The organism is Streptomyces sp. NPDC008163, assembly GCF_042956885.1.
In the GTDB taxonomy this organism is placed as follows: domain Bacteria; phylum Actinomycetota; class Actinomycetes; order Streptomycetales; family Streptomycetaceae; genus Streptomyces; species Streptomyces drozdowiczii_A.
On sequence record NZ_JBIBHG010000001.1, the window covers coordinates 1040382 to 1057929 of the forward strand.

General features: G+C 72.4%; 14 protein-coding genes. 10 read left to right on the forward strand and 4 right to left on the reverse strand.

Features of this window, described 5'->3' with window-relative positions:
• Positions 1-22 precede the first annotated feature (22 nt).
• The 8 genes from ACFZAT_RS04870 (at position 23) to ACFZAT_RS04905 (ending at position 10863) form a co-directional block, all read left to right on the forward strand.
• Positions 23-985, forward strand: a complete 963-nt coding sequence (locus ACFZAT_RS04870) for an NAD(P)-dependent oxidoreductase (protein ID WP_391259978.1) — start codon at positions 23-25, stop codon at positions 983-985.
• Positions 986-1278: 293 nt separating this feature from the next.
• On the forward strand, positions 1279-4122 hold the full coding sequence (locus ACFZAT_RS04875; protein WP_391259980.1) for an EAL domain-containing protein: 2844 nt from the start codon (positions 1279-1281) through the stop codon (positions 4120-4122).
• Between the two features lie 215 nt (positions 4123-4337).
• The gene (locus tag ACFZAT_RS04880) at positions 4338-6194 is read left to right on the forward strand and encodes an acetolactate synthase large subunit (protein WP_391259983.1); all 1857 of its coding nucleotides are present in this window, start codon (positions 4338-4340) and stop codon (positions 6192-6194) included.
• A gap of 23 nt (positions 6195-6217) precedes the next feature.
• A complete protein-coding gene (gene ilvN, locus ACFZAT_RS04885) occupies positions 6218-6745 on the forward strand; it encodes an acetolactate synthase small subunit (protein WP_136329340.1) in 528 nt (175 codons plus the stop codon).
• 115 nt (positions 6746-6860) lie between these two features.
• On the forward strand, positions 6861-7862 hold the full coding sequence (ilvC, locus tag ACFZAT_RS04890) for a ketol-acid reductoisomerase (RefSeq protein WP_391259987.1): 1002 nt from the start codon (positions 6861-6863) through the stop codon (positions 7860-7862).
• 216 nt (positions 7863-8078) lie between these two features.
• Positions 8079-9671, forward strand: coding sequence for a phosphoglycerate dehydrogenase (gene serA, locus ACFZAT_RS04895; RefSeq protein ID WP_391259990.1), 1593 nt, complete (start codon positions 8079-8081; stop codon positions 9669-9671).
• An 83-nt stretch (positions 9672-9754) separates the two neighbouring features.
• On the forward strand, positions 9755-10348 hold the full coding sequence (locus ACFZAT_RS04900) for a TetR family transcriptional regulator (RefSeq protein WP_391259993.1): 594 nt from the start codon (positions 9755-9757) through the stop codon (positions 10346-10348).
• Positions 10345-10863 (forward strand): hypothetical protein, encoded by a 519-nt coding sequence (locus ACFZAT_RS04905; RefSeq protein WP_391259996.1) that lies wholly within the window; start codon positions 10345-10347, stop codon positions 10861-10863. The genes ACFZAT_RS04900 and ACFZAT_RS04905 overlap by 4 nt, the downstream gene beginning before the upstream one ends.
• A 12-nt stretch (positions 10864-10875) precedes the next feature.
• Here the strand turns inward: ACFZAT_RS04905 and ACFZAT_RS04910 are convergent, their stop codons facing one another.
• Positions 10876-12021 carry a helix-turn-helix domain-containing protein gene (locus tag ACFZAT_RS04910; RefSeq protein ID WP_391259999.1) on the reverse strand — a complete coding sequence of 382 codons (1146 nt, stop codon included), beginning with the start codon at positions 12019-12021 and terminating at the stop codon, positions 10876-10878.
• A 188-nt stretch (positions 12022-12209) separates the two neighbouring features.
• Here ACFZAT_RS04910 and ACFZAT_RS04915 point away from each other — a divergent pair, with 188 nt between their 5' ends.
• Positions 12210-13136, forward strand: coding sequence for a proline dehydrogenase family protein (locus tag ACFZAT_RS04915; protein ID WP_391260002.1), 927 nt, complete (start codon positions 12210-12212; stop codon positions 13134-13136).
• Between the two features lie 48 nt (positions 13137-13184).
• Positions 13185-14816, forward strand: coding sequence for an L-glutamate gamma-semialdehyde dehydrogenase (pruA, locus tag ACFZAT_RS04920; RefSeq protein ID WP_391260005.1), 1632 nt, complete (start codon positions 13185-13187; stop codon positions 14814-14816).
• A gap of 87 nt (positions 14817-14903) precedes the next feature.
• On the opposite strand, the gene ACFZAT_RS04925 is transcribed toward pruA, so the two are convergent.
• From ACFZAT_RS04925 to ACFZAT_RS04935, 3 genes are read right to left on the reverse strand one after another with little or no spacing between them, the layout of a single operon-like run.
• Entirely contained in the window at positions 14904-16115 is a 1212-nt protein-coding gene (locus tag ACFZAT_RS04925) for a 1-acyl-sn-glycerol-3-phosphate acyltransferase (RefSeq protein ID WP_391260008.1), read from the reverse strand.
• Positions 16112-16972 carry a phosphatidate cytidylyltransferase gene (locus ACFZAT_RS04930; protein ID WP_391260010.1) on the reverse strand — a complete coding sequence of 287 codons (861 nt, stop codon included), beginning with the start codon at positions 16970-16972 and terminating at the stop codon, positions 16112-16114. Before ACFZAT_RS04930 ends, ACFZAT_RS04925 begins: the two co-directional genes overlap by 4 nt.
• Complete coding sequence (locus ACFZAT_RS04935; RefSeq protein ID WP_391260014.1) at positions 16969-17541, reverse strand: CDP-alcohol phosphatidyltransferase family protein; 573 nt, start codon at positions 17539-17541, stop codon at positions 16969-16971. Before ACFZAT_RS04935 ends, ACFZAT_RS04930 begins: the two co-directional genes overlap by 4 nt.
• Positions 17542-17548: the final 7 nt, after the last annotated feature.

Consider the following 17548-nt stretch of genomic DNA (forward strand, 5'->3'; position numbering starts at 1 on the left):
GGCTTCGCATAGCCTCCTGACCATGACTTCCACCACGCATTCCGCCCCCGCCCCCGAGGTCTGGCTGCCCCTCCCGGCAGACGAGATCGAGGGGCTTCCCGAGGGGCTGACGTACCGCTTCTGGGACGGCGGGAAGGACTACCCGGCCGACCCCGCCGACTGCGTCTACTACGTCGTCCCCTACATGAAGGGCATGGAGGTCGCGGTCCGCCCGCTCGGTGCGATGGGCCGCGTCCAGGTCGTGCAGACGCTGTCGGCGGGCACCGACCACGTCGAGCCGGGCCTCGCCGGACTCCACGCCGGCGTGCAGGTGTGCAACGCCAAGGGCGTCCACGAGGCGTCCACCGCCGAGCTGACCCTCGCGCTGATCCTGGCCTCGCTGCGCGGATTCCCCGGCTTCGTGCACGGCCAGGACGACGAGGAGTGGCGGTCCGGCTTCTACCCGGCGCTCGCCGACAAGTCCGTGCTGATCGTGGGCTACGGATCGATCGGCTCGGCCATCGAGGACCGGCTCGCGCCGTTCGAGTGCGCGCGGGTCGCACGCGTCGCGCGCTCCGCACGGACAACCGCACGCGGCCCCGTACACACACTCGACGACCTCCCGGCCCTGCTGTCCGAGGCCGATGTGGTCATCCTCTCCACCCCGTTGAACCCCTCCACGCAGGGGCTGGCGGGCGCGGACTTCCTCGCCGCGATGCGCGACGGGGCGCTCCTGGTCAACGTCGCGCGGGGTGGAGTGGTCGACACCAAGGCCCTGTTGTCCGAACTCGAGTCCGGCAGGCTGCGCGCCGCCCTCGACGTCACCGACCCGGAACCGCTGCCTTCCGGCCATCCCCTCTGGCATGCTCCGAACGTCCTCATCACGCCGCACGTCGGCGGCAGTACCTCCGCGTTCCTGCCGCGCGCCAAGCGGCTGATCGCCGGACAGCTCACCCGCTTCGCCGCGGGGCAGCCGCTGGACAACGTCGTACGCACCACCGGCTGACCACGCAACGGGCACGTCCGGTTCCCCTCCGTGGCCGCAACATCGCAGGTCGTCACGGAGAGTAGAGGAACTATGTCCCTGAGTGACGAGTCTGGTGTATCGTCCCGAAAGGGGTGTCGCGCCGTGGCAGGGACGGCGCCGGGGAGCCAGCCACACGCGAGGGGGCGACGGGCGATGGACGGCCGATGGGCGAACGATCCGACACGACGGAGCCGGCGACGACGCGCGGAGGGCCCGGTGAACCGGCGCCGCAGCCGGCCGGGCACCTCGGGAGGGCCGCGGTGAGCGCCCCGGTGAGCACCCGCGGAGCGTTCCTCGCCCGGCAGTCCGGGGCGGGCCGCACCTCCGCGCTGCTCCCGCAGCTCGCCCTCGGCCTCGTCTGCGGCGGTTACGCGGTGGGCGCGGCCACCGGCTGGGGCTCGGTCCGGGTCGCCCTGTTCATGGGGGACTTCGGCCTCAGCGCCGCCGCGCTCGCCGCAGCCGTCTCCTGCTTCCTCTTCGCCCGCGTCGCCGATCCGCGATTCCGCCCGGCCTGGCTGCTGTTCGCGCTCTCCTCGCTGATGGCGGCCGGCGGCAACGGCGTCTGGGGCTGGTACGAGTGCGTGCGCGCGGTCCGGGTCCCGAGCCCGTCCCTCGCCGACGTCTTCTTCCTCTGCTTCGCGCCGCCCGCCATCGTCGGACTCCTCGTCCTCGCCAAGCGGCCCGTCACCCGCGCCGGCTGGGTCTGCCTGGCCCTCGACTCCTGGCTGATCGGCGGCTCGCTGCTCACCCTGTCCTGGAGCCTCGCCCTCGCCCACACCGCGCACGTCGCGGACATCGAGGGCGACAGCGTGGCCCGCGCCGCGCTCTCGCTGGCCTACCCGCTGCTCGACATCGTGCTCGTCTCGATGGTCCTCGCCCTGCACTTCCGCCGGTCCAGCGTCAACCGCGCCGCGGTGAACACCGCCATCGCCGCACTCGCCCTGACCGTGCTGTGCGACGCCCTGTTCACCTCGCCGCTGCTGCGCCAGACCTACCACTCCGGCCAGTTGCTCGACGCCGGCTGGTTCGCCGGCTCGCTGCTCCTCGCGTACGCCCCCTGGGGCGCCGCGCGCGACGCGGACAACGCTGTCCAGGACGAGGAGCAGCGCGCGGACCCGGCCGCCCCGGGCACCGCCGGCCGCCCCATCGCCGGCTCCCTGGCCGCGCTCACCCCGTATCTCGCCGCCGCCGTCTGCACCCTGGGCATCCTGTACAACGTGATCGAGGGCCGCCGGGTGGACCGCGTCGTCGTGCTCACCGGGTGCACGGTGGTCCTCGCGCTCGTCGTGCGCCAGGGCATCATGCTCCTCGACAACATCGCCCTCACCCAGGAACTGGCGCAGAAGGAGAACCACTTCCGCTCCCTGGTGCAGGGCTCCAGCGACGTCATCATGATCGCCGCCCCCAGCGGCGTCCTGCGCTACGTCAGCCCCGCCGCCGCCGGTGTCTACGGGCGTGACGCCGACGAGCTGGTCGGCGCCGAGCTGTCCTCGATCATCCACCCCGACGACCTCGGCCGGGTCGTCCACGAGGTCCGCCGCTTCCTCGCCGCCCCGCCCGGCGAGGAGCCCACCACCCGCATCGAGTGCCGCTTCCGGTCCGGCTCCGGCGACTGGCTCAACGTCGAGTCCACCGTCAACCGGCATCAGGGCGGCCTGATCCTCAACAGCCGGGACGTCACCGAACGCGTCCGCCTCCAGGCCCAGTTGCAGCACAACGCCGAGCACGACCCGCTCACCGACCTGCCCAACCGGGCCCTGTTCACCGCCCGGGTCCGCCAGGCGCTCTCCGGCCGCCGCGCCGGGGACGCGGGCACCGCCGTCCTCTTCATCGACCTGGACGGCTTCAAGGCGGCCAACGACCGGCTCGGCCACCAGGCCGGCGACGAACTCCTCGTCCAGGCCGCCCGCCGCCTCCACGAGTCCGTCCGCTCCGGGGACACCGCCGCCCGCCTCGGAGGCGACGAGTTCGCCGCCCTCATCGTCGGTGACGCCACCCGCGAGCAGGACGCCCGGGAGTGCCAGGTCCACGAGATCGCCGACCGGCTGCGCCTCACGCTCTCCGAGCCGTACCGGGTCGGCGACGGCGAGGTCCGCGTCACCGCCTCCATCGGCGTCGCCTTCGCCGAACCCGGCATCACCCCCAACGACCTCATGCGCAACGCGGACCTCGCCATGTACCGCGCCAAGGCCGGCGGCAAGAACAGGGTCGAGCTCTACGCCCCGCAGATGCAGGCCGACGTGGTCCGCCGCTCCGAGCTTGCGACCCGGCTGCGCGGCGCCCTGCGCGACGGCGAGTTCGCACTCCTCCACCAGCCCGTGGTGCACCTCGCCACCGGCCGGGTCGCCGCCGTCGCCGCCCAGGCCCGCTGGCGCTCCGCCCAGGGCATCCTGTTCACGCCCGCCGAGTTCCTGCGGATCTCCGAGGACGGCGACCGCACCGCCGAGCTGGGCCGCTGGCTCCTCGAAGAGGCCGTCGAGCAGGCCGCCGACCGGGCCGGGGCGGGCCACCGGACCGCCGTCTCCGTCCGCCTCCCGGCCCGCCGGCTGCTCGACCGCAGCTTCCCGGCCGGCTCCGTCGAGGCGCTGCTCACGCGGTACGGGCTGCCCTCCGGGGCGCTGATGATCGAGGTCGCCGACAGCGATCCCCGGGTCTCCTTCGAGGACCTGGAACAGCGCCTGGCCGCGCTGCGCCGGCTGGGCGTCCGGATCGCGCTCGACGGCTTCGGCAGCGGCTACGCCGCGATCAACGCCCTGCGCCGTCTCCCCATCGACGTGCTCAAGCTGGACCGGGGCCTGGTGGAGGGCGTCGTGGAGTCGGCCCGGCTGCACAAGATCACCAGCGGGCTGCTCAGGATCGCCTGCGACCTCGGCATGCAGTCCGTGGCCGACGGCGTGGACGTCCCGGAGCAGGTCCTAGCCCTGCGCGCCATGGGCTGTACGCACGGCCAGGGCGCCGCCTTCTCGGGGCCGCTGGACGAGTACCGGCTGCGCCGCGCCCTGGCCCGGGGCACCTTCCCGGTGCCCGCCGGGGTACCCGCGCAGAAGGTCCTCACGGGCGGCGCGATCCCGTCACTCAGCCGCTCACATGATGAGACACCCGTCCCACCCACTTGACACCCCGCGTGCGTCGGAGAGAGGGTCAATGCCATGCGCACCCGAATTCTCGTACTTGGAAAGCGCGTCGGCTGAAGCAGGGTCCCTCCATGACACTCTGCGGACCGCACCGGCGCGCTCCCCTCGCTTGCCTCACGGCACGAGGGGTTTTTTGTTGCACCGGACCAGGCAAAACGTCGTAAAACACTCGCAAAAACCTCAGCTTCGAGAAGAGAATGCCGATGACCGAGCAGGCCACCGGGGCCCACCATCCCCAGCCGCGGGCCCGTACCGGCGGATCGCCCTCCGCCACCGTTGAGCACGTCACGGGTGCGCAGTCCCTCATCCGCTCCCTCGAAGAGGTGGGGGCCGACACGGTATTCGGTATTCCCGGCGGCGCGATCCTTCCCGCCTACGACCCGATGATGGACTCGAAGCGCGTCCGTCACGTCCTGGTCCGCCACGAGCAGGGCGCCGGCCACGCGGCCACCGGTTACGCGCAGGCCACCGGCAAGGTCGGCGTCTGCATGGCCACCTCGGGCCCCGGCGCCACCAACCTGGTCACCCCGATCGCCGACGCGTACCTCGACTCGGTGCCGATCGTCGCGATCACCGGCCAGGTGGCCTCCGCCGCCATCGGTACGGACGCCTTCCAGGAGGCGGACATCTGCGGCATCACGATGCCGGTCACCAAGCACAACTTCCTGGTCACCAAGGCCGAGGACATCCCGCACACCATCGCCGAGGCGTTCCACATCGCCGCCTCCGGCCGCCCGGGCCCGGTCCTGGTCGACATCGCCAAGGACGCGCTCCAGGCGAAGACCACCTTCAGCTGGCCGCCGGTCATGGACCTGCCCGGCTACCGCCCGGTGACCAAGCCGCACGCCAAGCAGATCCGCGAGGCCGCCAAGCTCATCACCCAGGCCAAGCGCCCGGTGCTCTACGTGGGCGGCGGCGTCATGAAGGCCGGGGCCACCGCCGAACTCAAGGTGCTGGCCGAGCTGACCGGAGCGCCCGTCACCACCACCCTGATGGCGCTCGGCTCCTTCCCCGACAGCCACCCGCTGCACGTGGGAATGCCCGGTATGCACGGTGCGGTCACCGCCGTCACCGCGCTGCAGAAGGCCGACCTGATCGTCGCCCTCGGCGCCCGCTTCGACGACCGCGTCACCGGCAAGCTCGACAGCTTCGCCCCGTACGCCAAGATCGTCCACGCGGACATCGACCCGGCGGAGATCGGCAAGAACCGCGCCGCCGACGTCCCGATCGTGGGCGACGCCCGCGAGGTCATCGCCGACCTGGTCCAGGCCGTCCAGGCCGAGCACACCGAGGGCAACACCGGCGACTACACCGCCTGGTGGAAGGACCTCAACCGCTGGCGCGAGACCTACCCGCTCGGCTACGACCTCCCCGAGGACGGCAGCCTCTCGCCGCAGCAGGTCATCCAGCGCATCGGCGAACTCGCCCCGCCGGACACGATCTTCGCCGCGGGCGTCGGCCAGCACCAGATGTGGGCCTCGCACTTCATCCAGTACGAGCAGCCCGCCACCTGGCTCAACTCCGGCGGCGCCGGGACCATGGGCTACGCGGTCCCCGCCGCGATGGGCGCCAAGGCCGGCATGCCCGACCGCACGGTCTGGGCGATCGACGGCGACGGCTGCTTCCAGATGACCAATCAGGAGCTCACCACCTGCGCCCTGAACAACATCCCGGTCAAGATCGCCATCATCAACAACGGCGCCCTCGGGATGGTCCGCCAGTGGCAGACCCTGTTCTACAACCAGCGGTACTCCAACACCGTGCTGCACGCCGGCCCGGACGGCGAGACCCCGCCGAACAAGGGCACCCGCATCCCGGACTTCGTGAAGCTCTCCGAGGCCATGGGCTGCCACGCGATCCGCTGCGAGGACCCGGCCGACCTGGACAAGGTCATCGCCGAGGCCAACGCGATCAACGACCGCCCGGTCGTCATCGACTTCATCGTCCACGAGGACGCCATGGTGTGGCCGATGGTCGCCGCAGGCACCTCCAACGACGAGGTCATGGCCGCCCGGGGCGTCCGCCCCGACTTCGGCGACAACGAAGACGACTGAGAGACAGAGAGAGACCGACTTCCATGTCCACCAAGCACACGCTCTCCGTCCTGGTCGAGAACAAGCCCGGTGTCCTGGCCCGGATCACCGCCCTGTTCTCCCGCCGCGGCTTCAACATCGACTCGCTCGCGGTCGGCACCACCGAACACCCCGACATCTCGCGCATCACCATCGTCGTGAACGTCGAGGACCTGCCCCTGGAGCAGGTCACCAAGCAGCTCAACAAGCTGGTCAACGTCCTCAAGATCGTCGAACTCGAGCCGTCCGCTGCGATCCAGCGCGAGCTCGTCCTGGTGAAGGTCCGCGCCGACAGCGAGACCCGCTCCCAGATCGTCGAGATCGTCCAGCTGTTCCGCGCCAAGACCGTCGACGTCTCGCCCGAGGCCGTCACGATCGAGGCGACCGGCGGCGCCGACAAGCTGGAGGCCATGCTCAAGATGCTGGAGCAGTACGGCATCAAGGAGCTCGTCCAGTCCGGCACCATCGCCATAGGGCGCGGCGCGCGCTCGATCACCGACCGGTCCCTGCGCGCCCTCGACCGCACGGCGTAAACCCCCCGGGGACTCGCCGACCCGCCGCCCGCTCGTATGGCGAGACCCGAAAACTTCATCGACGCACCCCGCCGTACGGTGGGACGCAACACCTGCACACCAAGGAGAAGACCCAGTGGCCGAGCTGTTCTACGACGACGATGCCGACCTGTCCATCATCCAGGGCCGCAAGGTCGCGGTCATCGGCTACGGCAGCCAGGGCCACGCCCACGCGCTGTCGCTGCGTGACTCGGGTGTCGACGTCCGTGTCGGTCTGCACGAGGGTTCCAAGTCCAAGGCCAAGGCCGAGGAGCAGGGCCTGCGCGTGGTGACCCCGTCCGAGGCCGCGGCCGAGGCCGACGTCATCATGATCCTCGTCCCGGACCCGATCCAGGCCCAGGTCTACGAGGAGTCCATCAAGGACAACCTCAAGAAGGGCGACGCGCTGTTCTTCGGCCACGGCCTGAACATCCGCTTCGACTTCATCAAGCCGCCGGCCGACGTCGACGTCTGCATGGTCGCCCCCAAGGGCCCGGGCCACCTGGTCCGCCGCCAGTACGAGGAGGGCCGCGGCGTTCCGTGCATCGTGGCCGTCGAGCAGGACTCCACGGGCAACGGCCTGGCGCTCGCCCTCTCGTACGCCAAGGGCATCGGCGGCACCCGGGCCGGCGTCATCAAGACGACCTTCACCGAGGAGACCGAGACCGACCTCTTCGGCGAGCAGGCCGTCCTCTGCGGCGGCACCGCCGCCCTGGTCAAGGCCGGTTTCGAGACCCTGACCGAGGCCGGCTACCAGCCGGAGATCGCGTACTTCGAGTGCCTGCACGAGCTGAAGCTCATCGTGGACCTCATGTACGAGGGCGGCCTGGAGAAGATGCGCTGGTCCATCTCGGAGACCGCCGAGTGGGGCGACTACGTCACCGGCCCGCGCATCATCACGGACGCCACCAAGGCCGAGATGAAGAAGGTCCTCGCCGAGATCCAGGACGGCACCTTCGCCAAGAACTGGATGGCCGAGTACCACAACGGTCTGCCCAAGTACAACGAGTACAAGAAGGCCGACAGCGACCACCTGCTGGAGACCACCGGCCGCGAGCTGCGCAAGCTCATGAGCTGGGTCAACGACGAGGACGCGTAACACCCCGGCGCCGGGGGCGGGTCAGCCCCGCCCCCGGCGCCCACGCACTCGTGCGGGTGATCCTTCCGAAGGGGCGCTGATCGGGGTCTCGCGCATGACTACACTGCTCCACATACACGCGTCAGGCCCACAGTGTCGTGCGTCTTCCACGCGGCAAGCCCCTCCACGCCTGCGGCCGTCGGGACGGCCGTCCGCACTGGATCTGTGAGGACTCACGTGAGCTCGAAACCTGTCGTACTCATCGCTGAAGAGCTGTCGCCCGCCACGGTGGACGCCCTGGGCCCGGACTTCGAGATCCGGCACTGCAACGGCGCGGACCGCGCCGAGCTCATCCCCGCCATCGCCGATGTCGACGCCATCCTGGTGCGCTCCGCCACCAAGGTCGACGCCGAGGCCATCGCCGCAGCGAACAAGCTGAGGGTTGTCGCCCGCGCGGGCGTCGGTCTGGACAACGTCGACGTCTCCGCGGCCACCAAGGCCGGCGTCATGGTCGTGAACGCCCCGACCTCCAACATCGTCACCGCCGCCGAGCTGGCCTGCGGTCTGCTCGTGGCCACCGCGCGCCACATCCCGCAGGCCAACACCGCCCTCAAGAACGGCGAGTGGAAGCGCTCGAAGTACACCGGCGTCGAGCTGAGCGAGAAGACCCTCGGCGTCGTCGGCCTCGGCCGCATCGGCGTCCTGGTCGCCCAGCGCATGTCCGCCTTCGGCATGAAGATCGTCGCGTACGACCCCTACGTGCAGCCGGCCCGTGCCGCGCAGATGGGCGTCAAGCTCCTCTCGCTGGACGAGCTGCTGGAGGTCTCCGACTTCATCACCGTGCACCTCCCGAAGACCCCGGAGACGCTGGGGCTGATCGGCGACGAGGCGCTGCACAAGGTGAAGCCCACGGTGCGCATCGTCAACGCCGCGCGCGGCGGCATCGTGGACGAGGAGGCGCTCGCCTCCGCCCTCAAGGAGGGCCGCGTCGCCGGCGCCGGGCTCGACGTGTACGCGAAGGAGCCCTGCACGGACTCCCCGCTCTTCCAGTTCGACCAGGTCGTCTGCACCCCGCACCTCGGCGCCTCCACCGACGAGGCCCAGGAGAAGGCGGGCATCGCGGTCGCCAAGTCCGTGCGCCTCGCGCTCGCCGGTGAGCTCGTCCCGGACGCGGTCAACGTCCAGGGCGGCGTCATCGCCGAGGACGTGCGCCCGGGCCTCCCGCTCGCCGAGAAGCTGGGCCGGATCTTCACCGCGCTGGCCGGCGAGGTCGCCGCCCGCCTCGACGTCGAGGTGTACGGCGAGATCACCCAGCACGACGTCAAGGTGCTCGAACTCTCCGCGCTCAAGGGCGTGTTCGAGGACGTCGTGGACGAGACCGTGTCGTACGTGAACGCTCCGCTGTTCGCCCAGGAGCGCGGGGTCGAGGTCCGCCTCACCACCAGCTCCGAGTCGCCCGAGCATCGCAACGTGGTCACCGTCCGGGGCACCCTCGCGGACGGCCAGGAGGTCGCCGTCTCCGGCACGCTGGCCGGCCCCAAGCACCTCCAGAAGATCGTCGCGATCGGTGAGCACGACGTGGACCTGGCGCTCGCCGACCACATGATCGTGCTCCGTTACGAGGACCGTCCCGGCGTCGTCGGCACGGTCGGCCGCATCCTCGGCGAGGCCGGTCTGAACATCGCGGGCATGCAGGTCTCCCGTGCCGACGTGGGCGGCGAGGCGCTCGTCGTCCTCACCGTGGACGACGACGTTCCGGCGGCCGTGCTGACCGAGATCTCCTCGGAGATCGGCGCCGCCTCGGCCCGTACGGTGAACCTCACCGACTGACCTCGGGGCTCACGGGCCCACCCGTACCCGGCATGTAGACACGCGTCTTACACAAACGTCTGCATGCCGGGTACGCTGCTGTCATGGGACATCGTGAGGATCTGCTCGAAGGCGCCAAGCGCTGCCTGCTGGAGAAGGGGTACGCGCGCACCACGGCGCGCGACATCGTGGCCGCGTCGGGCACGAACCTCGCCTCCATCGGCTACCACTACGGCTCGAAGGACGCGCTGCTCAATCTCGCCTTCATCAAGCTGACCGAGGAGTGGGGCGAACGGTTCGAGGACCCCGCGGGCGGGCCGGAGGCCCCCGCCGCCCCGCTCGACCAGTTCCGTGAGACCTGGGAACGGGTGATCGGGAGCTACGAGCAGACCCGCGCCGTCTGGCAGCTCCAGATGGAGGTCATCTCCCGGATCGACTCCGACCCCGAGCTGCGCAAGGCCCTCATCGGACCGCAGCGCGCGGGCCGCGACGGACTCGCCGAGTCCATGATGGGCGTCGACCCCGAGGCCGACCCCGAGCGCGCCCGCGTCGCCGGCCTCTTCTGCCAGGCCCTCCTGGCCGGAGTCATGGTCCAGTGGCTGATGGACCCCGAGTCGGCCCCGTCCGCCCAGGACCTGACGGAGGGCCTGAAGCTGGTCCTGGAAGGACGCGGCCAGGCCCCCGGGGACCCCCGGTGACCGTCCGGGCCGGCGAGCCCTTCGACCTCGGGCGCACCGCCGCCGAGGTGGCGGCCCTGCTCACCGCCCCGCTCCCGGCCGCCGGACCCGTGGTGGCCGAGGGCGACCCGGACTCGGGGGAGTGGCGGGCGACCACCGGCGAGGGCTTCCGGGCCGTCCCGCTCTGGGAGTCCGACGGGGACGGAGACAGCGACGACGAGGCGGAGGAGGCGGCCGAGGCCCGGCTCGCCGCCCTCGTCGCGGAGCTGGAGACCCGCTGGGGCCCGCACCACCGCGTCGCCGTCCACGTCGCGCTGCTCCTCAAGCAGGAGGGCACCCCGGTCCCTCCGCTCTTCGACGCCCTCCTCGCCGAGGACTGCCACGGCGACCTGGCCGCCTGGGGTCCGCTCCCCGGACCGGGGGAGCGCTGGGTGGGCGTGAGCGTCGGCCGCAGTGACGGGGACGCGCCCCTGGTCATGGCCGCCGTGGTCAGCGACCGCCCGATCACCGCCCCGCCGCCGCCCGCCTGGCTGTGAGACCCCGGCGCGTCACCGCAGCCGGGCCGCCTTCAGGGCCATGTGGAGCAGCAGCCGGTCCTCGCCGTCGTTGAGGTCGAGTCCGGTGAGCTGCTGGACGCGGGAGAGCCGGTAGTACAGGGTCTGGCGGTGGATGCCCAGCTCGGCGGCGGTCCGGGACGCCTGGCCCGCGCAGTCCAGGAACACTTCCGCGGTGCGCGCCAGGTCCCGCTGGGCCGGGGTCAGCAGGGCGCGCACGGCCGGGTCGGGCAGGGCGTCCGGGGTGAGCGCGGTCAGCGTGCGGTACGGGCCGATGGACGACCAGTCGGCGACCGGGCCGTACCGGGTCTCCGCCGCCGCCGCCCGGGCCGCCGCCGACGCCTCGTGCCAGGCGTCCGCCAGCTCCGCGAGGCCCCGGCGCGGGACGGCGATCCCGGCGGTGGCCGCCTCCCCGGCGGTGGCGCGCAGCCGGCCGGCTGCGGTGAGCGCGGGGTCCAGGACCTCCGGCGACCGCAGCCGGACCAGCGCCGCGAGGGCCGGCGGCCCGGCCCGGCCCGGCAGCGGGGCGCCGGTCAGCGCGGCCGCCGAGGGGACGGTGCGCACGGCGGGCGGGCCGTCCGCCCACGGGGCCACGCAGACCACGGTGTGCAGCCCGTCCGCGTCGGGGCCCAGCGCCTCGGCGAGCGCGGCGACCGCCATGTCCCGCTGCCAGCCGCGCCCGGCGGCCAGCACCGCGCCGAACTCCCGGGACAGGTCGGTGCCCGCCCGCTCCTCGTCGGCCAGCAGTGCGCCGATCCGGGCGGCGACGTCCATCGCGGCGTCGAGCTGGCGGTCGGTCGGCCCCGGGTCGGCGTCGAGCAGCCAGACGTAACCGAGCACGACACCCCGATGGCGTACCGGCAGGCAGATGCGGTCGCGGTAGACGCCGGCCTCGGGGGCGGCGGGGATACGGAGGGGGCCGGTGGCGCGGGTGATGCCGAAGTTCTCGAACCAGGCGCGGACCGCCGGGGTGGACCGGCGGGTCAGGATCGACCGGGTGCGGACCGGGTCCATCGCCGTGGTGTCGTCGCTGTCGTGGGCCCCGAAGGCGACCAGGCCGAAGTCCCGGTTCTCCAGCGTCGCGGGGACACCGAGCAGCGCGGAGATCTCGTCCACCAGCTCCTGGTAATCGCCCTTCACCCGGCCATTCTCGCACCCCTTCAGACATATGTCTGAGATCCAGTCCACGGATGTGTGGCAGCTGTCGATGGCAGGGAATCCGCGCGATCCTTAGATTTCACGGTGGTTCTCCGTGCTGTACCGCCTATGTTCGTTACACGGCATATACGGCGGTGTGGCTTCGTTCGTACTTTCCGTGGAGGTGCCCCGTGCTGGGTCCCGTGATTCTCGCCGCGTCGCGAAGCGACAAGATGCGCCGGTTCATCTCGGCCGCGCCCGGCACCAAGCAGGTCGTGGACCGCTTCATCGCCGGTGAGACGGTCGACCAGGTCGTCCCGGTCATCGAGGACGCCGCCGACAAGGGGCTCGAAGTCACCCTCGACGTGGTCGGCGAGGACATCACCACGCCCGAGCAGGCCGCCGCCGCGCGCGACGCCTATCTGGAGCTCATCGAGCGCCTCAAGGACCTCGGCCTGGGCACCCGGGCGGAGATGTCCGTCAAGCTGTCGATGTTCGGCCAGTCCCTGGACGGCGGCCACGAGCTGGCCCTCGCCAATGTGCGCCCGGTCGTCGAGGCCGCCGCCGCGATCGGCACCACGGTCACCCTGGACGCCGAGGACCACACCACCCTCGACTCGATGTTCGCCATCCACGAGGAGCTGCGGAGGGACTTCCCGCAGACCGGCTGCGTCATCCAGGCGTACCTCTTCCGCACCGAGGAGGACGCCCGCCGTCTCGCCGACGCCGGCAGCCGCGTGCGGATCGTGAAGGGCGCCTACAAGGAGCCCGCCTCCGTCGCGTACCAGGACAAGGCCGAGATCGACAAGGCGTACGTCCGCATCCTGAAGACCCTGATGCAGGGCGAGGGCTACCCGATGATCGGGTCCCACGACCCCCGCCTGATCGCCATCGCCCAGGAGCTGGGCCGCCAGGCCGGGCGCAAGCTGGACGAGTACGAGTTCCAGATGCTGTACGGCATCCGCAGCGACGAGCACATCCGGCTCGCCGCCGAGGGCCACCGCATGCGTGTCTACACCGCGTACGGCACCGACTGGTACGGGTACTTCATGCGCCGCCTCGCCGAGAAGCCGGCCAACCTGCTGTTCTTCGGCCGCTCCATCCTCACCAAGGGCTGAGCACCCCTCCACCCCTCCCAACGACTGACTGAAGGAGCAAAGGACACCATGGACGCTGTGACCCAGGTCCCCGCGCCGGTCAACGAGCCGGTCCACTCCTACGCCCCGGGCTCCCCGGAGCGCGCCCGCCTGGAGGCCAAGCTCAAGGAGCTCAGCCAGAACCCCATCGACCTGCCGATGACCATCGGCGGCGAGAAGCGGATGGGTGGCGGCGAGCGCGTCCAGGTCGTGCAGCCCCACAACCACAAGGCCGTCCTCGGCACCTTCGCCGGTGCCACCGAGCAGGACGCCCAGGACGCGATCGACGCGGCTCTGGCCGCCGCCCCGGCCTGGCGCGCGATGTCCTTCGACGACCGCGCCGCGATCATCCTGCGCGCCGCCGAGCTGCTGTCCGGCCCGTGGCGCGAGACCCTTGCCGCCTCCACCATGCTCGGCCAGGGCAAGACCGCCCAGCAGGCCGAGATCGACTGCCCCTGCGAGCTGGTCGACTTCTGGCGCTTCAACGTGCACTACGCGCGCCAGATCCTCGCCGAGCAGCCCCCGGCCAACTCCCCGGGCGTGTGGAACCGCATGGACCACCGCCCGCTGGAGGGCTTCGTCTACGCGATCACGCCGTTCAACTTCTCGGCCATCGCCGCCAACCTGCCGACCGCGCCCGCCCTCATGGGCAACGTCGTCGTGTGGAAGCCGTCCCCGACGCAGACCCACGCCGCCGTGCTGCTGATGCAGCTCCTGGAGGAGGCCGGTCTGCCCAAGGGCGTCATCAACCTGGTGACCGGTGACGGCATCGCCGTCTCCGAGGTGGCCCTGAACCACCGCGACCTGGCCGGCATCCACTTCACCGGCTCCACCCCGACCTTCCAGCATCTGTGGAAGACCGTCGGCAACAACATCGCCAACTACCGCACCTACCCGCGGCTCGTCGGCGAGACCGGTGGCAAGGACTTCGTCGTCGCCCACCCGTCGGCCGACCGGGCCGTCCTGAAGACCGCGCTGACCCGCGGCGCCTTCGAGTACCAGGGCCAGAAGTGCTCGGCGACCTCGCGCGCCTACATCCCGGCCTCCATCTGGAACTCGGGCTTCAAGGAGGCGTTCGCGGCCGAGGTCGACTCCATCACCATGGGTGACGTCACCGACCTCTCGCACTTCATGGGCGCCGTCATCGACGACCGCTCCTTCGCGAAGAACAAGGCCGCGATCGACCGCGCCGCCGCCGACCCGGCGTGCACGATCGTCGCGGGCGGCAGCTACGACGACTCGGTGGGCTACTTCGTCCGCCCGACCGTCATCGAGTGCACCGACCCCGAGAACGAGGTCTTCACGACCGAGTACTTCGGCCCGATCCTCGCCGTGCACGTGTACGAGGACGACCAGTACGACGCGATGCTGGAGCAGATGGAGTCGGTCTCCGACTACGCCCTCACCGGTTCCGTCATCGCGAACGACCGCGCGGCGGCCGCGTACACGATGGAGAAGCTGCGGTACGCCGCGGGCAACTTCTACATCAACGACAAGTCGACCGGTGCCGTCGTCGGCCAGCAGCCCTTCGGCGGCGGCCGCGCCTCGGGTACGAACGACAAGGCCGGAGCCCCCCAGAACCTCCAGCGCTGGACCCTCACCCGGGCCATCAAGGAGACCCTGGTCCCGCCGACCGAGTACACCTACCCCCACCAGGGCTGACGCCCTCCGGGGCGCCCGTCGCCCCGCCCCGAGTCCCGCCCCCCGTCCGGTTCCCCTGCCGGACGGGGGGCGGTTTCCATACGCGGCTCAGCTCCACCCGTGCACGATCAGCCCGAGCCCCGCCGCGAAGCCGCCGCCCAGCAGCGCCAGGTAGCGCCCGTACAGCCGGCGGTGGCGGCGCAGCAGCAGCCCGGACGCGCCGAAGGCCAGTCCCACCGTGAGGGTCCGCGCTCCCCGGGCCGCCGACGAGGCGGCCACCCAGTCCGCCGCCGGCACCGCGGCCCGGCCCGCCTCCGCCCCGTACACCTTGAACGGGATGCCGTTCCACGGCTGGTGGCGGACGGCCCGCGCCCCCTCCACCGACAGCTCCGCGCGGACCTGCGCCCGCATCCGGTCCGTGGTCAGCGGGGCCGGCAGCTGCACGCCCGCCGCCGCCAGGTGCAGGGCGAGCAGCCCGCCCGCCAGGCTCCCGGCCAGCGCGCCCAGCGACATCCTCAGGGCCGCGCGCGGCACCGCCACGCATACCACCCCGAGCAGCAGCTCCGGCATCAGCGGCCAGCTCAGTGCCTCCGCGAACGCCCAGCAGAAGGCCAGCGGCAGCCCCACCAGGGACGTGACGACCGAGGCCACCCGCCTGCGGACCGCGGAGTCCCGCAGCGGTTCGGCGGCCGTCCGGTCGTGCAGGGCGCGCACCGCGTCCCGGGCCTCCTCCGGGGTGACCCCGGCGGGCAGCGGCGCACCGATGGCCACCCGGACCAGGGACGAGCGGAGCCGCCCGTGCTTGGGCAGCAGCCGGTCCGTGCCCGCGATGCCCACGGGCACCACCGGCACACCGGCCTCCTCGGCCAGGACCAGCGCGCCCTTGTGGAACGCGCCGAGAGTGCCGTCCTCGGCGCGGGTGCCCTCCGGGAAGAGCACGACCGCCCGGCCCTCGCGCAGCTCGCCGGTCATCGTCAGCAGGTCCGCCATCCCGCCGCCCGCCCGGCGGACCGGGAAGCCGGCCGCCAGCCTGCGGCAGATCCGGCGCCGCCAGGGGGAGGCGAACCAGTAGTCCGCCGCCGCGCCGATCGCGGGGCCGTGCCGGGCGTCCAGCGCCGCCAGGAGCGCCGCCGTGTCCGCGTGCGAGCTGTGGTTGGCGACGACCACGCAACCGCCGCGCGGCAGCCTGCCGCGCCGCTCGACCCCGCCGGTGAGGCTGAGTACGCCCCACCACAGGCCGCGCCGCAGCGCGGAGGCGACCCGGGAGCGGACCGGGAGGAGGGAGGGGGTGCGTACAGGAGTGCTTCCGGGCAGCGTCACGTCATCACCATCGCCAGGAGAAGGGCCACCAGCAGGGAGTCGATCCGGTCCAGCAGCCCGCCGAAGCCGGGCAGCCAGCTGCCCGCGTCCTTCACCCCGGACTCCCGCTTGACCATGGATTCGACGAGGTCACCGAGGACGCAGCCGCCGACCACGGCCGCCCACAGCGCCGGGCTGAACGCGCCGAGGACCAGCAGCAGCGCCCCGGTGGCGGCGGCCGCGCCCAGCACCCCGGCCCATGTCTTGTTCGGGGAGAGCGGCGAGAGCGGCCGGGCGAGCGGACCACGCCGCCCCAGCGCCGTACCGCCGCACCAGGCGCCGACGTCCCCGAGCGCCACCGCCAGGCCCACCGCGACCGCCGTGTCCCCGAGCGTGACCAGGCCGGTCAGCGCGAGCGGTATCCACAGCAGCCCGAAGGCGGTCCGGGCAGTGCGGGTGAAGCCCATGCGGTCGTCGCCGCCCAGCACGGAGGGCAGCGCCGCCGCGACGAGCAGCAGGGCCGCCGCCCGCAGGTCCAGCGCGTGCGGGGCGAGCCAGGCCAGCGCCGGAAGGGCCGCCGCCGCCGGCGCGAGGACGGCCACGTCGCCCCGGCGCAGCCCCGCCATCCGGGCGTACTCGCCGGCCGCGACCACGCCGAGCCCGGCGGCCAGCACGTATGTGCCGCCGCCGCCCAGGAAGAACGCCCCCAGGAAGACCGGGGCCACCAGCGCCCAGGTCCGCCACCGCTTGCGGAGCTCCGCGCGCATCCGCACCCTGGCGGGCAGCACCGCGACGGCGACCCCGCCCGCGCCCAGCACGCCCGCGACCAGCGGCACCGCTCGGACGGCGGCCTCCTCGGCGATCAGGACGGCGCTCATGCCAGCTCCCGCCAGAGGCCGGCCAGCCGGAGGGCGGCGGTGAGCAGGGAGCCCGCGGCGATCAAGGCCAGGACCGGGACGGCCCAGCCGCCTGCGGCGGCGATCACGACGAGCAGGCAGCGCTCGGTCTTGCCGACCGGGCCCCCGTTGCGGCGGGGTGCCCCGGCGGCGGCCCCGGCCAGCGACACCCAGGAGGGCAGCGTGGCCGCGAGCCCGGCCAGCGCGACCAGCCAGAGCGGGGCGAGCGTCAGGAAGCCGGCGAGCACGACTAGGTCGGCGACCCGGTCGCCCAGCTCGTTGAGGACCGCGCCGCGCCGGGTGGCACGGCCGGTGTCCCGGGCCAGCGCCCCGTCCAGGTTGGCGAAGGCGAGCCGCGCCGCGAGCAGGACGGCGACCGGCAGGGCGGCCACCGGGGCGGGCAGCCAGGCCAGGGCGGCGGCGGCACCGGCCGCGGCGGCCACCCCGGCGGCGGTGAGGGTGTCGGGCGCCACCTCACGGCGGACCAGCGAGGCGCGGACGCCGGAGAGCCGGTCCGCGTACCAGGGCTTGAGAGCGTAGAGGCCGTTCATGACCGCA

Bases quoted from the DNA above. Each gene is read 5' to 3' on its own strand.
- ACFZAT_RS04870 (WP_391259978.1), top strand. From the start codon at position 23: ATGACTTCCACCACGCATTCCGCCCCCGCCCCCGAGGTCTGGCTGCCC.
- ACFZAT_RS04880 (WP_391259983.1), top strand. From the start codon at position 4,338: ATGCCGATGACCGAGCAGGCCACCGGGGCCCACCATCCCCAGCCGCGG.
- ilvN (WP_136329340.1), top strand. From the start codon at position 6,218: ATGTCCACCAAGCACACGCTCTCCGTCCTGGTCGAGAACAAGCCCGGT.
- ACFZAT_RS04900 (WP_391259993.1), top strand. From the start codon at position 9,755: ATGGGACATCGTGAGGATCTGCTCGAAGGCGCCAAGCGCTGCCTGCTG.
- pruA (WP_391260005.1), top strand. From the start codon at position 13,185: ATGGACGCTGTGACCCAGGTCCCCGCGCCGGTCAACGAGCCGGTCCAC.
- ACFZAT_RS04930 (WP_391260010.1), bottom strand. From the start codon at position 16,972: ATGAGCGCCGTCCTGATCGCCGAGGAGGCCGCCGTCCGAGCGGTGCCG.
- ACFZAT_RS04935 (WP_391260014.1), bottom strand. From the start codon at position 17,541: ATGAACGGCCTCTACGCTCTCAAGCCCTGGTACGCGGACCGGCTCTCC.